Below are 14,756 nucleotides of genomic sequence, written 5' to 3'. Positions count from 1 at the left end.
CCGGAATTTGAGCGCAACGGTCACACCTGCTGACATTTGCGGTGATTGCCGCATCGCCGATGGCTGCCTAGGCTGAGTACATCGCCCAAGGAGTTCGCCCATGTCTGCACCGCTGGCCTCACTGAAGATTCTCGATTTCTCGACCTTGCTGCCGGGGCCGTTCGCCTCGTTGCTGCTGGCGGACATGGGCGCCGAGGTGCTGCGCATCGAATCGCCGACGCGTATGGATCTGCTGCGGGTGCTGCCGCCGCATGATGGCGGGGTCTCAGCCAGCCACGCTTATCTGAACCGCAACAAGCGCAGTCTGGCGCTGGACCTGAAACAGCCCGAAGCGCTGCAGATCATCAAGCAACTGCTGGGCGAGTACGACATCGTCCTCGAGCAGTTTCGCCCCGGGGTGATGGAGCGTCTGGGCCTGGGTTATGAAGCGTTGAAAGCGATCAATCCAAAGCTGATTTATGTGTCGATCAGCGGTTACGGCCAGACCGGGCCGTACAAGGAGCGCGCCGGGCATGACATCAACTATCTGGCGCTGGCCGGGCTGGCTAGCTACACCGGTCGCGCCGACAGCGGGCCGTTGCCGCTGGGCATGCAGGTGGCAGACGTGGCGGGCGGCTCGCTACACGGCGTGATCGGCTTGCTGGCAGCGGTGATTGCCCGTCAGCAAACCGGGCAGGGCACCCATCTGGATGTGAGCATGACCGACTGCGCGTTCAGCCTGAACGCCATGGCCGGCGCTGGCTATCTGGCCTGCGGCGCGGAACCGGGCCGCGAAGATCAGATGCTCAATGGCGGCAGCTTTTACGATTATTACCGCACCCGGGATGGGCGCTGGATGTCGGTGGGCAGTCTGGAGCCGGCCTTCATGCAGCAATTGTGCACGGCGCTGGGCCGGCCGGAGCTGGCGGCGCAAGGGTTGTCGCCCAGGCCCGAGCAACAACAAGCCTTGAAAGAGGCGTTGCGCATCGAATTCGAGCGGCACGATTTTGCAGAACTGTGTGAATTGTTCGCCGGGGTCGATGCCTGTGTCGAGCCGGTACTGAGTCTGGGCGAGGCGTTGCGCCATCCGCAGTTACAGGCGCGGGAGCTGGTGACCCAGGTGCCGCGCGGCGATGGCACGACGCAGGCGCAGATGGCCTGTCCGTTGAAATTCTCTGAGGCGTTGCCGGCGCCAAGGCATGTTGGTGCGGGGTTGGGGCAGCATACGGATGAGGTGTTGGGGGAGTTAGGGTTGAGTGCTGAGCGGATCGCCGAGTTGCGTTCGGCCAGGGTGATTCTGTAGCGCTCATGCCGCCGCCTTCGCGAGCAGGCTCGCTCCCACATTGAAATGCATTCCCCTGTGGGAGCGAGCCTGCTCGCGAAGGGGCCCGCCGATACTCTACAAAACTGTCATTCCACCCGCATTTCACCACTGAACACCAGCGTACTGCGGCAGCGCCGGCATAAATACCGCCGCCCTTGCCGCACCAGGCCATGGCGCTGGGCGGTAAACGGGAAATCACTGTCGGGGCACGGGCATTTGTAGATATAGCGGGTCACGCTGCGCCGCTTGATTTCATAGGTGTGGCAGCGATCCGGCGGCAGTTCGTAGACGCCGCGCATGATCAGTTGCCACTCCTCGCCATGGGGCTGGATGCGGTCGCCGAACAGTTGATGAGCGATCAAGTGGGCGACTTCGTGGGCCACGGTCTGCTTGAGGAAGTGTTCGGTGTTTTCCCGGTACAGCTGCGGGTTGAAGCGCAGCAGGTTCTCGTGCAGATGCGCGACACCGGCTTTCTGCCCGCGCAGCTTGAGACTGACCACGGGGCGTTTGAAGGAACGTTTGAAAAAGGATTCAGCGAGTTGGTAACAATCTTCGACGCGGGTATTGAGTTGCTCGGGCATGCTTGATGGATCTCCAGAGACGCCGAGTATGCCGCAACCCCGGCGACTTGCGAATCGCCGACCTGCCGAATGGTCGTCGCTCCAACAAGAAGGCCGCCTTGCGGCGGCCTGTATTGGCAGATGTTGTTTTTCTCAGGGAGGAAACAGGTCAGTTGGTATAGACCGGGCCGACACCCAGGCCCCAGACAATCACGGTGAACGCCATGATCGCCACCAGCACCACCAGCCCAACCGCGAGCACCGAGCTGGAAAACAGAAAACCTTCATCCGAAGGGATGTTCATGAACGTCGGCAAGCCGACGTACAGCAGATACACCGTGTAGCAGATGGCGGCCGTGCCGACGATCATCCCCAGCCACATGTGCGGATACAGCGCCGCCAGGCCGCCGACGAACAACGGTGTCGCCGTGTAAGTGGCAAACGCCACGCAACGGGCCAGGCTTGGATTGGCGTCATAGGTGCGCGCCATCCAGTGCACGAAAGCGCCCATCACCGCGACCCCGCCGAGCATCGCCAGGTAGGACATGATGGTCATCCACAAGGCGCTTTCAAACGTGAGCATTACCGGCGCGCGATTGCCGATCACCCAACCGACCTGGGTCGTGCCGATGAACGCCGAAACAGCGGGGATCGCCGCTAGAATCAGCGTATGCGTCAGGTACATGTGGCTGATGCTTTCCTCTTGGTCGCCACGGATCTCCTTCCATTCCTGATCGGGGTGGGTAAACAGTCCCACTACGTGATGGATCATGCCATTCACTCCTCTTGTCATTGCCATCGCCCCCCAACGGAGCGCCTACGGGCCAAGATGGCCGAGCAAATACAGGTCTTCAGATGTGTGCGACCTTATGTCGCAGTATAGAAAGGACTCCAGCGCACCGGTATGCCGGGCTTAGAGCAAATCGCGCTGTAAATATTGCAGGTAATCGCCTCGGGGTCTTGCGGGGCAGGCATTTTTGGGGTTGAAACACTTTTGTGGCGAGGGGATTTATCCCCGTTCGGCTGCGGAGCAGTCGCCAAGCCATACACCGCGCAGTGTCAGGCAATACGAGTTCTCAGGTTTAGGGGCTGCTTCGCAACCCAGCGGGGATAAATCCCCTCGCCACAGATGCTTCGCGCTACCAGGGTTTTTGCGTAAAATGCCGGCCTTTCGTCACACCTCACGGATTTCGCGTCATGGGCACTCTTACGGTCAACCAGAACAAACTGCAAAAGCGCCTGCGCCGCCTGGCCGGCGAAGCGGTCGCCGATTTCAACATGATCGAAGATGGCGACAAGGTCATGGTCTGCCTGTCCGGGGGCAAGGACAGCTACACCATGCTCGACGTGCTGATGCACCTGCAGAAGGTTGCACCGATCAAGTTCGACATCGTCGCGGTGAACATGGACCAGAAACAGCCGGGCTTTCCTGAGCACGTGCTGCCGGCCTACCTGAAAGAACTGGGCATCGAGTACCACATCGTCGAGAAGGACACTTACTCGGTGGTCAAGGAACTGGTGCCGGAAGGCAAGACCACCTGTTCGCTGTGCTCGCGCCTGCGTCGCGGCACGCTGTACACCTTCGCTGACGAAATCGGCGCGACGAAAATGGCCCTCGGTCATCACCGCGACGACATCGTCGAAACGTTCTTCCTCAACATGTTCTTCAACGGCACCCTCAAAGCGATGCCGCCGAAGCTGCGCGCCGACGATGGCCGCAACGTGGTGATTCGCCCGCTGGCTTACTGCAACGAGAAGGACATTCAGGCCTACTCGGACTTGAAGCAATTCCCGATCATCCCGTGCAACCTTTGCGGCTCGCAGGAAAACCTGCAGCGCCAGGTGGTCAAGGAAATGCTTCAGGACTGGGATCGCAAGACCCCGGGCCGTACCGAATCGATTTTCCGCAGCCTGCAGAACGTGGTGCCGTCGCAACTGGCCGACCGCAACCTGTTCGACTTCACCAGCCTGAAGATCGACGAAACCGCGGCTTCGCGTTTCGTCAATGTCGTCAATCTGTAAACACCTTCAAATGTGGGAGCGAGCCTGCTCGCGAAAGCGGTGTGTCATTCAACTGATTGGTTGACTGAGACTCCCTCTTCGCGAGCAGGCTCGCTCCCACATTGGTTTCTTCGCTTCATTCAATAGGAGAGGGCATGCGCGATTACAAGTGGCTGCACGAATACTGTCTGAACCGTTTCGGTTCGGCGGCTGAACTGGAAGCCCATCTGCCCGTTCCCAAGACCCCCGCACAACTGCGCAAGATCCGCGACGACCGCTACCTCTCGACCATGGCCCTGCGGGTTTTTCGCGCCGGGCTCAAGCACAGCCTGGTCGACGCCAAGTGGCCGGCGTTCGAAGAGGTGTTCTTCAAGTTCGATCCGGAAAAAGTCGTGCTGATGAGCGCCGAGCACCTTGAGCGGCTGATGCAGGACGCGCGGATCATCCGCCATCTGGGCAAGCTGAAAAGTGTGCCGCGCAATGCGCAGTTCATTCTCGATGTGGAAAAGGACAAGGGCAGCTTCGGCGCATTGATCGCCGACTGGCCGGTGACCGATATCGTCGGTCTGTGGACGTACCTGAAAAAGCACGGCCACCAACTCGGCGGGCTGTCGGCGCCACGCTTTTTGCGCATGGTCGGCAAGGACACGTTCGTGCCGAGCTACGACGTGGTTGCGGCGCTGAATGCGCAGAAGATCGTCGACAAAGTGCCGACCAGCCAGCGCGATCTGGCGACGGTGCAGAACGCGTTCAACCAATGGCACGAACAGAGCGGCGGACGGCCGATGAGCCAGATTTCGATGATGCTCGCCTATACCGTCAACCATTAAAACCGCGTCGCTGCATTCGCGAGCAGGCTCGCTCCCACCTCTGGAATGCATTCCCTGTGGGAGCGAGCCTGCTCGCGAAAGCGGTTGGTCAGGCGACGCTGATCTCGCCTTCGCCAGCCAATTTGCGATTCAACTGATAGCGCCAGCGCACATACAGCAGCGCCGAGCAGAACACCGCCAGGCTCGCGGCCATTTCCAGCAGGCCGAACAACTGCCGGTTGGGGTCGTACGCCGCCAGGGCGCCTTTGATGAAGTACAGGTTCACCACAAAACACATCCACGAATGGCCACGGGCGCTGCCCATGATCATCGCCGGGGCGAGGACCAGCCACGGGATCAGTTCGACCAGCAGAATCACCCAAGGCCGCGCGCCATGCAGATCGGCGAACAGCAGGTAATAAACAGCGAGCAGACCGGCGAGGGCGAAAAAGCTCAGCAGGCTGAGCACGCGCATCGCCTTCACCCGTGGCTCTAGCCACTCTATCGAGGGCAGGACTTTCGGCTTCTTCGCCATCAGCCCACCAGCTTCTGTGCGGTTTTCGCCAGGCGCAGACCGAGTGCGCGACACAGCGCCACTTCGTGCTGATCAAGACCGTTCTTGCCGTCGGCACCGGCGTGATGGCTGGCCCCGTAAGGCGTGCCGCCACCTTCGGTTTCGAGCAGGGCCGATTCGCTGTAGGGCAGGCCGGTGATCAACATGCCGTGATGCAACAGCGGCAACATCATCGACAGCAGCGTGGTTTCCTGACCGCCGTGCAGGCTGGCGGTGGAGGTAAACACGCCGGCCGGTTTGCCGACCAGCGCGCCAGTCAGCCAGAGGTTGCTGGTGCCGTCGAGGAAGTACTTGAGCGGCGCGGCCATGTTGCCGAAACGCGTCGGACTGCCCAAGGCGAGGCCAGCGCAGTTCTTCAGATCGTCGAGGCTGGCGTAGAGCGCGCCTTCGGCGGGAATCTCCGCCGCTACCGCTTCGCATTCGGTGGAAATCGCCGGCACTGTGCGCAGACGCGCTTCCATTCCGGCCTGCTCGACGCCACGGGCGATTTGCCGGGCCATCTCGTTGGTCGAACCGTTGCGGCTGTAATAGAGAACCAGAATGTACGGCGTGCTCATGGCAACAACTCCAGCACGTTTTCCGGTGGGCGACCGATGACGGCCTTGTCGCCGACTTCGAGAATCGGCCGCTCCATGAGTTTCGGGTGCGCGGCAATGGCGTCGATCAGCTGCTGCTCGCTGAGGCTGGCGTCGGCCAGGTTCAGGGTTTTGTATTCCTCTTCACCGCTGCGCAGCAGCTGCCGCGCGCTGATTCCGAGCTTGCCGAGCAGGGCCTTGATCTGCGCGGCGCTGAGCGGCGTTTCCAGGTAGCGCACGACGGTCGGATGCAAGCCGCGGGCTTCGAGCAGTTCCAGCGCGCCGCGGGATTTCGAGCAGCGCGGATTGTGATAAAGCGTCAGATCGGTCATGGCGGGTCGCTTCTGGCGTAAAGTGGCGGCTATTCTAACTGTGCGGCGCGCAATCCAGAACCGTCAGAGGCGATGGGTCGCAGGCGCTTTCGAATTTTCACAAGGAACACGACATGACACGGCGATTGGCAGCGGCATTGACGATTCTCGGGGCGTTGATGCTGGGGGGCTGCGGTAATGATTACGGCATCGACCAGAACGGCCAGAAGGTAGCGTCCGAACGTCTGGACAAGCAGTGGGTGGTGCTCAATTACTGGGCCGAATGGTGTGGCCCATGCCGCACGGAAATTCCCGAGCTGAATCATTTGGCTGATGAGCTCAAGAGCAAGAACGTCGGGGTGTTCGGGGTCAATTTCGACAACGTGCAGGGCGCGGAGCTGAAAGAGGCAAGCGAGAAACTCGGCATCAAGTTCACCGTGCTGGCGCAGGATCCGGCCGAGCTGTTCGACCTGCCGCGCAGTGAGGCGCTGCCGGTGACGTTCATTATTGATGACAAGGGCAAGGTGCGTGAGCAGTTGCTCGGTGAGCAGACGGCGGCGGGGGTGATGGCGAAGCTGGAGGCGTTGCAGGCTACGAAGTAAACCGCCAGAAGCCCCTCACCCCAGCCCTCTCCCGGGGGGAGAGGGGGCCGACCGAGGTGTCTTTCGTCGTACATCGACCTGAGACACCGAGTTGATTATGGTCCCGTCAGACAGGATCCAGTCGATTATGGATTCGGCGAAGAATTACCACGTCGACATAACTCTTCAATATGCCCCAATCAGTCCCCTCTCCCTCTGGGAGAGGGCTAGGGTGAGGGCCTTGGCGATTCAGGGCGGATCAACCCTCTTCGAGCCACCAGCGCAACGGTTTGCCTTGAGCCGGCCAGAAGCGTATCTGCTCGATTGGCGAAATGTCCCAGCGCTCGACTTTTTCCAGCGCCTGCAAGAACCGTTGTTCCTGCTCCATCAGCGCCGGGGCGCAGAGCTTGCGGGTCTTGCCGATCTTGCCGAAAGTCAGCTTGTCGCCGTCCTGCGTGTACGGCGCGAACCAATGATTACAGCCGCCGTTGCCGTAGGCGCGGCCGTCATCGCCGAGGGTCACGGTCAAATGGCTGTAATCCATCAGTGGCCGCTCGCCGATCCATTCCAGAATGTAGCTGCGGTTGTGCTGCAGTTGTACCGGCTCTGCGGCGCAACCAGCCAGGCCGACACCGATCAGTGCGGTCAGGGCGAGGCGTTTCATCATGCAGGCTCCTGGCATTGCGGGCACAGGTGCTTGTCGCCAGCGGTTTTCCAGCCGAGCTCGGCGATGCGCGCGGTGGCGGCGGGTTTCTCGGCGATCTTGCCGAGTTTGGCATCCACGGCGAATTCGAAACTCAGCTCTTTCGCGCAGCTGTCGCAGTTGACCTGCCAGGTGTGAATGGCCAGTTCGCCAAACACCGGGCCTGTGGTCATTGCGGTCCATTGGCCTGGCGGATTGATCAAGTGGCGGACCGTGTCGACGGTCAGGCGCATGGACAAATCCTTGCTGCCTTTGAGGGTGACCAACAGGGCATCGCCGATGCGGATCGAGCCACCGTTACCGGTCACCTGATAGCGGCCCGGAACGAGGGCGCGGCATTCGGTGAGGGTGTGTTGCGGGTTCATCAGGGTGTAGCGGAAATCGTGTTCGACCATGGGTCCTCCAAATATGCGCGACATGCTAGCACGGGCTCGATTGCAGAATGATGCACGCGTGCGACCTTCGATCCGGTTCAAATGCAGCGACAGTCATGGCAAACTGCCGGCCCCCGAATCTGAAGGAACGGAACATGGCGCTGATCGAATGTTATGAATGCAAGCGGAACATCAGTTCCGAAGCGCTGGTGTGCATTCACTGCGGCGCGCCGATGGCCGAACATGCCGCCATGCAGGCGCAATCGACGGCGGCACCGGTGCAAGCCGCGACGATTTCCTTCGGCAGCCTGCCACGCAACAACGCAGTGCCCGAGGCGGTTGCGCCGCCAGTGTCCGAGCCTTTACCCAAAGTGATGCCGGCAGCAGCAGGGCGTCGCCGTCGTCAGCAGGCCGCAGAACAGGCCCGCGAGGAGCAGCAACCGCTCAACGCCGATGGCAGCCGCCCGGTGGAGGGCTGGCTGAAAATCATGGTGTTTCTGCTACCGGCGTTTTTCGTCTGGTTCCTGCTGCGCAACGGCCACTCCAGCAAGCAGCGCCTGCTCGGGTTCGGCTGGCTGGGCTTGCTGATCCTGGCGTCTTCGCTGTCCAAGTAAAACCGTTCAACCCTCGACCTGGTTCTGCGGCGCACCTGCCGCCCAGGTCGCGATGTTGTGCAGGGTGGTCGCGGCAATCGCGCCCAATGCTTCGCGGGTCAGAAACGCCTGATGCGCGGTGATGATCACGTTGGGAAACGTCAGCAGACGCGCCAGCACATCGTCCTGCAACGGCAGGTCGGAGCGATCCTCGAAAAACAGCTGCGCCTCTTCCTCGTAAACATCCAGCCCCAGATACCCGAGTTGACCGTCCTTGAGCGCGTCGATCAGCGCCGGCGTGTCCACCAGCCCGCCACGCCCGGTGTTGATCAGCATCGCCCCCGCCTGCATGTGCGCCAGTGAGTCGCGATTGATCAGGTGCTTGCTCTGCTCGTTGAGCGGGCAATGCAGGCTGATGATCCGCGACTGCGCGAGCAATTCCGGCAGGCTCAGATAACGTGCGCCCAAGGCCAGCACCTCGGGATTGGGATACGGATCGTAAGCGAGCAGTTCACAGCCGAAGCCGTGCATGATTTTCGCGAAGGTCGCACCAATCTGCCCAGTGCCGACGATGCCGACGGTTTTGCCGACCAGATCGAAACCGGTCAGGCCATGCAGGCTGAAATCGCCTTCGCGGGTGCGGTTGTAGGCACGGTGCAAGCGACGATTGAGGGCGAGGATCAGCGCCACGGCATGTTCGGCCACGGCATGCGGCGAGTAGGCCGGCACACGAACCACGGCCAGGCCGAGGCGTTTCGCCGCCGGCAGGTCGACATGGTTGTAACCGGCCGAACGCAGGGCAATCAGCCGCGTGCCGCCAGCCGCGAGGCGTTCGAGCACCGGGGCGCTGAGGTCGTCATTGATGAACGCGCAGACCACCTCGTGCTGCTCGGCCAGCGCCGCCGTATCGAGGCTCAGTCGCGCAGCTTGAAAATGCAATTCGAGCCCGGCCGGGCAGTCGGCGCCGAGAAAGCTGTCGCGATCGTAGGTCTGACTGCTGAAAAAAATTGTGCGCATGAATCCTCCTGGAACATCGACGCGGGCCGCAATGGCCCGCGACAACTGTAGCGCTTTGCGTGTGCAGCGCCTTGCCGTGGATCAGGCGCTGATGCGCGCCTGCGCGGCGAGTCGATTGATCGAGCGCTCCAGTTCATCCAGCGCGGCGGCGGCTTTCGGATCGTCCTGCTTGAGCAGGGTTTCGCTGCGCTGGCAGGCGGCGCGCAGTTGCGGCACGCCGCAATAACGGGTGGCGCCGTGCAAGCGGTGCACGCGTTCGAGCAGGGCATTCTGGTCGTGGCTGTCACGCGCGGCGCGAATCGCTTCGCGGTCGGCTTCCAGCGAGGCCAGCAGCATGGCGAGCATGTCTGCCGCCAGATCCGCTTTGCCCGCCGCCAGGCGCAAGCCTTCTTCGTGATCGAGCACCGGCAGTTCCTGCTGACTCGCCGCGCTGTCGCCGTTGCGCTCCGGCGCCTGATTGCGCAGGGCCAGCCCGGTCCATTTCAACACCACCTGCGCCAGTTGCCGCTCGCTGATCGGTTTGGTCAGGTAGTCGTCCATGCCGCTTTGCAGCAGCGCGCGTTTTTCGTTGGCCATGGCGTGGGCAGTGAGGGCGACGATCGGCAGCGGAGTGCAATGCCGCTCGCTTTCCCACTGGCGAATGGTTTCAGTGGTCTGGCGACCGTCCATGCCCGGCATCTGCACGTCCATCAGCACCAGGTCGAAAGATTCGCTCTGCACGGCTTTGACGGCCGCGTAACCGCTTTCCACCGCGAGCACTCGAGCGCCCATGTCTTCGAGCAGGGTCTGCACCAGCAACAGATTGGCCGGGTTGTCGTCGACACACAGCACGCGCGGCGCACGGCTGGACAGCGGCTCGCCCGGTTCGCTGCGGGTCTGGCGCGGATTGACCAGATCGGACAACGCTCGGCGCAGCTTGCGGGTACACGCCGGTTTGGCTTGGAGCTGGCTGTGCGGGTTGGGCACCGACAGATGAAACAGCGTCTGTTCGGTGGTCGGGCACAGCACCAGCACTTTGCAGCCCAGATGTTCAAGGTCCCAGATGTGCTGGTTCAAGCGTTCCGGGAGCATGTCGTTGCTGGTGATGCCGATCACCGCCAGATCGATCGCCTGATCGGTCTGATGCGCGCCGGTAACGCCATTGCTCAGGCTCTCCAAAGTATTGAACGGCGTAACTTGCAGTCCGCAGTCTTCCAGCTGATGTTGCAAGGCCTGACGCGCCAGTTCGTGATTTTCCAGCACCGCCACACGGCGTCCGAGTAATGGCGCGGCGGGCAGGTCTTCGGCGTCGTCGCGAGTCTTGGGCAGGCTCAGGCTGATCCAGAATTCCGAACCTTCGCCCGGCGTGCTGTCGACGCCGATCTCGCCGCCCATCTGCTCGATCAGGCGCTTGGAAATCACCAGCCCCAGGCCGGTGCCGCCGGGTTGGCGCGACAGCGAATTGTCGGCCTGACTGAAAGCCTGGAACAGCGCGCGCACATCCTGATTCGACAGGCCGATGCCGGTGTCCTGAATGCTGATGCGCAGTTGCACGCTGTCTTCGTGTTCGTCTTCGAGCATCGCCCGGGCGACGATGGTGCCTTCGCGGGTGAACTTGATCGCGTTGCTGACCAGATTGGTGAGGATCTGCTTCAGGCGCAGCGGATCGCCGACCAGCGACAGCGGCGTGTCGCGATAGACCAGACTGACCAGCTCAAGCTGCTTGGCGTGCGCGGCCGGGGCGAGAATGGTCAGGGTGTCTTGCAGCAGGTCGCGCAGGTTGAACGGAATGTGATCGAGCACCAGTTTGCCGGCCTCGATCTTCGAGAAATCGAGAATCTCGTTGATGATCCCCAGCAGACTGTCGGCAGACTTTTCGATGGTGCCGAGATAGTCGAGCTGGCGCGGGGTCAGTTCGCTTTTCTGCAACAAGTGAGTGAAGCCCAGAATGCCGTTGAGCGGGGTGCGGATCTCGTGGCTCATGTTGGCAAGGAATTCGGATTTGATCCGGCTGGCTTCCAGCGCCTCTTTGCGCGCCAGGTCCAGTTCGATGTTCTGGATCTCGATGGTTTCCAGATTCTGCCGCACGTCTTCGGTGGCCTGATCGACGCTGTGCTGCAACTCTTCGCGAGCATTCTGCAGGGTGCCGGCCATGCGGTTGATGCCCGAGGCCAGTTCGTCCAGCTCCTGGCTGCCGAGGGGCGGCAAGCGGGTTTCCAGATGACCGTCCTTGAGCTGCGCAACTGCTTGTTTGATCTGGCTCAGCGGACGGTTGATGGTGCGGCCCATGCGCAACGCGAGGAGGGCGGCGCCGGCAAGTCCGGCGGCGATCAGCAGCAGGCTGGCGAACAGGCTGCGATAGCCGCGCAGCAACATGCCGTTGTGCGACAGCTCCAGCTCGACCCAGCCGAGCAGGCGTTCGGATTCTTCGGGAATGATTTCACCGGCGAGGTTGCGGTGCTTGCCGAACACCGGCATCAGGTAGCGCGTCGCGTCATTGCCGCTGCGTCGTTGCAACAGCGCGCTGTCGCCGCTCGGGGCCTGATTGAGCATGGTCGGGCCGGCGTGGGCCAGTGGCGAGCGGTCCGCCGCGAGGAAGGTCACCGCGCGCACGTCGGGTTGTTCAAGGGACTGGGTGGCGATGCGTTCGAGCAGATCGGAGTCGCCGTGGCCCATCGCCGGCGCCACCAGCGGCGCCAGTTGCTCGGCGATCATTTCGCCGCGCTGCATCAATTGGCTGTGCAGGTCGGTCTGCTGCGTCCAGGTGAAATAGCCACCCAGCACCAGCGCCATCAGGCTGGTCGGCAACAAGGTCAGCAACAGCACGCGACCTTTGATTCCCAGTTTCTTGAGCACGCCTATCTCCCGCATCCCGCTGATCTGTTGACACATGCGTGCATCCGGCACGCGACATGGGCGCAGTGTAGCGATTTGCAGGCGGGCAATCTTGCGGAAAATGCAGCGCCGCCGACGCACTCGTTCGTCCGACAGGCCAAGCTTGTGTTGCCCGCTGTCGGACAATCTTGAATAATCCGCCAACTGAGAATTACTTGCAGATACTCATGACTCCTGTTTCCGTTGGCCAGCCACGCATCCTTTCCATTGAAGACGACCCGGTCCTCGGCGCGTATGTGCACGAGCATCTGGGCCGCAGCGGTTTTCAGGTGACCTGGTGCCAGAACGGCCAGGAAGGTCTGAACATCGCCCAGCGTCAGCCTTTCGACGTGGTGCTGATGGATATTCTGCTGCCGGGGCTCGATGGTCTGCAGTTGTTGACGCAATTGCGGCAGAGCCATTCGACGCCGGTGCTGCTGATGTCGGCGCTGGGTGCCGAGGCCGATCGCATCAGCGGTTTCCGCCTCGGTGCCGATGACTATCTGCCCAAGCCGTTCAGCATGGCCGAGTTGCATGTGCGCATCGAAGCGATCCTGCGCCGGGTGGCCCTGGATCGGCGCCCGCCTGCGGTTACCGCTGCGGTGGTCAGCGGCACCCTGCGTTTCGATGACGAACACTGCGACGTGTTCTTCGGCGAGCAAGCGGCCGGGTTGACCCGCAGCGAATTCCGTCTGCTGGAAACCCTGCACCGCAACACCGAGGAAGTGTTGAGCAAGGCCTTCCTTTATCAGCACGTCCTGCAACGCGGCTTTGCGGCGCACGACCGCAGCCTCGACATGCACATCAGCCAGATCCGCCGCAAACTCAAAGCCATCGGTTATACCGAGCGCGAAGTGCGCACGGTGTGGGGCAAGGGCTACGTCTTGAGCGGCGCCGATGAAACTGTCTGAGCTGCCGGGGCGGCATTCGCTGTTCTGGAAACTGGCGTGCCTGCTGGTGGCATTCTGTCTGCTGATGATCTGGTTGAGCTGGTCGTGGGGCCGCTACATGGAGGAGCGCAATCAGTTCCTCTCCAGTGACGCGCGCAGCACCCTCAGCCGTTACGCCGCGCAAGCCGAACAGGCGTGGCAGCGCGGCGGGCGCAATGGCGTCGATGACTGGTTGCAGAGCATGGAATTGCGCGAGGCCAGTTGGGTCGGCGTGATCGGCGCTGATTTGCAGTCGCTGAGCAGCCAGCCGTTGAACGCGGCAGAGGTGCAGCACCTGACCTTTTTGCGCGGCCTCGACTGGCCGATCCACAAGAAGGGCCGACCTTGGCTGCGGGTACCGTTCCCGCAGGATCCGGCCGCCGGCATTCTGGTCATCGAGTTGCCTGAGCGCTTTGTTCCGGGCAAGTACCGGGTGTTCTGGCGGGTGATCACCAACGGCGTGATTCCCGGGCTGTTCACCCTGTTGCTCTGTGTCGGCCTGTATCGCCTGCTGGTGGTGCCGCTGAACAACCTGCGCGAACAGGCCAACGCCTGGCGCGCCGATCAGTTGAACGTGCGCCTGTCGAGCGGCATCACCCAGCGCCCGGATGAACTCGGTGAGCTGGCGCGGGCCTTCGATTCCATGTCCGAGCGCCTGCAAAGCACAGTCGCCCTGCAGCAGCAGTTGTTGCGCGACCTTTCTCACGAACTGCGCACGCCGCTGAGCCGCCTGCGTGTGGCCAGCGAAAGCGAACAAGGTCTGCCGCAGCTACGCGAGCGCATCGGCCGCGAGGTCGACGGCATGCAGCGGCTGGTCGAAGACACCCTGCAACTGGCCTGGCTCGACACCGACCGCTCGCCGTTACCAAATGAAGCGATCCAGATTCAGGCACTGTGGGAAATGCTCACCGACAACGCCTGTTATGAAAGCGGCTGGCCGAGCCTGCAATTGCAATGCTCGGTCGAAGCATCGTGCTGGGTGCGCGGCAACCTCAATACCCTCGCGCAAGCGCTGGAAAACATCCTGCGCAACGCCATTCGTCACTCGCCCGAGGGCGGCATCGTGCGTCTCGATGCACGGCGTGATGGCGAGTATTGGCATTTGTGGCTGGAGGATCAGGGCGGCGGCGTGGCTGACGAAGATCTGCAGCGGATCTTTTCGCCGTTCATTCGATTGGACGGATCGAGACCCGGGGATGGTGGTTTTGGTTTGGGCTTGAGCATTGCGCGTAATGCGGTGCAGCGCCAGGGCGGGTTGCTCTGGGCGCAAAACACGGGGGCGGGGCTGCGGTTGAATTTGCGCTTGCTGGCGGATGATGGCGTCGCCCATGCGGACGCCTTCGCGAGCAGGCTTGCTCCCACAATGGCTGTGCATTCACCGCAGATCGCATAAGCAAAATTCATCCCCTGTGGGAGCGAGCCTGCTCGCGAATTCAAGCATCACCACAAGAACTGAGTGTTACTCAAATAAAAGTCGCACCACTGGCGCGACTTTTATTTGCTTATTCCCATAAACCATAAGCACCGCACTTTGCGTGATATGGCCTGCGCGGGTTTGCCGGTATGATAGGCG

At 61.8% G+C, this 14,756-nt stretch carries 16 protein-coding genes; 7 read left to right on the top strand and 9 right to left on the bottom strand.

Annotated features, from left to right (window positions below):
• Positions 1-100 precede the first annotated feature (100 nt).
• Positions 101-1,282: a CaiB/BaiF CoA transferase family protein gene (locus tag NF676_RS20155; RefSeq protein ID WP_252886664.1), complete on the top strand. Its 1,182-nt coding sequence runs from the start codon at positions 101-103 to the stop codon at positions 1,280-1,282.
• A 107-nt stretch (positions 1,283-1,389) separates the two neighbouring features.
• Here the strand turns inward: NF676_RS20155 and NF676_RS20150 are convergent, their stop codons facing one another.
• Both NF676_RS20150 and NF676_RS20145 read right to left on the bottom strand, forming a co-directional pair.
• Positions 1,390-1,884, bottom strand: a complete 495-nt coding sequence (locus NF676_RS20150) for a SprT family zinc-dependent metalloprotease (protein WP_024013976.1) — start codon at positions 1,882-1,884, stop codon at positions 1,390-1,392.
• 148 nt (positions 1,885-2,032) lie between these two features.
• A complete protein-coding gene (locus NF676_RS20145) occupies positions 2,033-2,635 on the bottom strand; it encodes a Yip1 family protein (protein WP_016773629.1) in 603 nt (200 codons plus the stop codon).
• 425 nt (positions 2,636-3,060) lie between these two features.
• Between NF676_RS20145 and ttcA the strand changes: the two genes are divergently transcribed.
• Together ttcA and NF676_RS20135 are read left to right on the top strand one after the other, a co-directional pair.
• On the top strand, positions 3,061-3,885 hold the full coding sequence (gene ttcA, locus NF676_RS20140) for a tRNA 2-thiocytidine(32) synthetase TtcA (RefSeq protein WP_024013975.1): 825 nt from the start codon (positions 3,061-3,063) through the stop codon (positions 3,883-3,885).
• Between the two features lie 134 nt (positions 3,886-4,019).
• On the top strand, positions 4,020-4,694 hold the full coding sequence (locus NF676_RS20135; protein ID WP_016773632.1) for a DNA-3-methyladenine glycosylase I: 675 nt from the start codon (positions 4,020-4,022) through the stop codon (positions 4,692-4,694).
• 88 nt (positions 4,695-4,782) lie between these two features.
• On the opposite strand, the gene NF676_RS20130 is transcribed toward NF676_RS20135, so the two are convergent.
• The 3 genes from NF676_RS20130 to arsC are packed head-to-tail and all read right to left on the bottom strand — an operon-like array spanning position 4,783 to position 6,154.
• On the bottom strand, positions 4,783-5,208 hold the full coding sequence (locus tag NF676_RS20130) for a DUF2069 domain-containing protein (protein WP_016773633.1): 426 nt from the start codon (positions 5,206-5,208) through the stop codon (positions 4,783-4,785).
• On the bottom strand, positions 5,208-5,804 hold the full coding sequence (wrbA, locus tag NF676_RS20125) for an NAD(P)H:quinone oxidoreductase (protein ID WP_016773634.1): 597 nt from the start codon (positions 5,802-5,804) through the stop codon (positions 5,208-5,210). The genes NF676_RS20130 and wrbA overlap by 1 nt, the downstream gene beginning before the upstream one ends.
• Complete coding sequence (arsC, locus tag NF676_RS20120) at positions 5,801-6,154, bottom strand: arsenate reductase (glutaredoxin) (protein WP_186567721.1); 354 nt, start codon at positions 6,152-6,154, stop codon at positions 5,801-5,803. Before arsC ends, wrbA begins: the two co-directional genes overlap by 4 nt.
• Positions 6,155-6,267: 113 nt before the next feature.
• Here arsC and NF676_RS20115 point away from each other — a divergent pair, with 113 nt between their 5' ends.
• Complete coding sequence (locus NF676_RS20115; protein WP_095181582.1) at positions 6,268-6,735, top strand: TlpA disulfide reductase family protein; 468 nt, start codon at positions 6,268-6,270, stop codon at positions 6,733-6,735.
• A gap of 238 nt (positions 6,736-6,973) precedes the next feature.
• Here NF676_RS20115 and NF676_RS20110 read toward each other — a convergent pair whose 3' ends face one another.
• Positions 6,974-7,378 carry an META domain-containing protein gene (locus NF676_RS20110; RefSeq protein WP_217851866.1) on the bottom strand — a complete coding sequence of 135 codons (405 nt, stop codon included), beginning with the start codon at positions 7,376-7,378 and terminating at the stop codon, positions 6,974-6,976.
• Entirely contained in the window at positions 7,378-7,812 is a 435-nt protein-coding gene (locus NF676_RS20105; RefSeq protein ID WP_252886663.1) for a hypothetical protein, read from the bottom strand. The genes NF676_RS20110 and NF676_RS20105 overlap by 1 nt, the downstream gene beginning before the upstream one ends.
• Positions 7,813-7,946: 134 nt before the next feature.
• Between NF676_RS20105 and NF676_RS20100 the strand changes: the two genes are divergently transcribed.
• A complete protein-coding gene (locus NF676_RS20100) occupies positions 7,947-8,405 on the top strand; it encodes a hypothetical protein (RefSeq protein WP_252886662.1) in 459 nt (152 codons plus the stop codon).
• Positions 8,406-8,411: 6 nt separating this feature from the next.
• On the opposite strand, the gene NF676_RS20095 is transcribed toward NF676_RS20100, so the two are convergent.
• Complete coding sequence (locus NF676_RS20095; protein WP_150637580.1) at positions 8,412-9,401, bottom strand: 2-hydroxyacid dehydrogenase; 990 nt, start codon at positions 9,399-9,401, stop codon at positions 8,412-8,414.
• Between the two features lie 81 nt (positions 9,402-9,482).
• Complete coding sequence (locus NF676_RS20090) at positions 9,483-12,236, bottom strand: response regulator (protein WP_095181638.1); 2,754 nt, start codon at positions 12,234-12,236, stop codon at positions 9,483-9,485.
• Positions 12,237-12,442: 206 nt separating this feature from the next.
• Here NF676_RS20090 and NF676_RS20085 point away from each other — a divergent pair, with 206 nt between their 5' ends.
• Complete coding sequence (locus NF676_RS20085; protein WP_095181586.1) at positions 12,443-13,165, top strand: response regulator transcription factor; 723 nt, start codon at positions 12,443-12,445, stop codon at positions 13,163-13,165.
• Positions 13,152-14,576, top strand: a complete 1,425-nt coding sequence (locus tag NF676_RS20080) for a sensor histidine kinase (protein ID WP_252886661.1) — start codon at positions 13,152-13,154, stop codon at positions 14,574-14,576. The genes NF676_RS20085 and NF676_RS20080 overlap by 14 nt, the downstream gene beginning before the upstream one ends.
• Positions 14,577-14,756: the final 180 nt, after the last annotated feature.

It is taken from the genome of Pseudomonas siliginis (assembly GCF_024072275.1).
Lineage (GTDB): Bacteria > Pseudomonadota > Gammaproteobacteria > Pseudomonadales > Pseudomonadaceae > Aquipseudomonas > Aquipseudomonas siliginis.
This window is presented reverse-complemented; position numbering and strand designations above follow the sequence as displayed.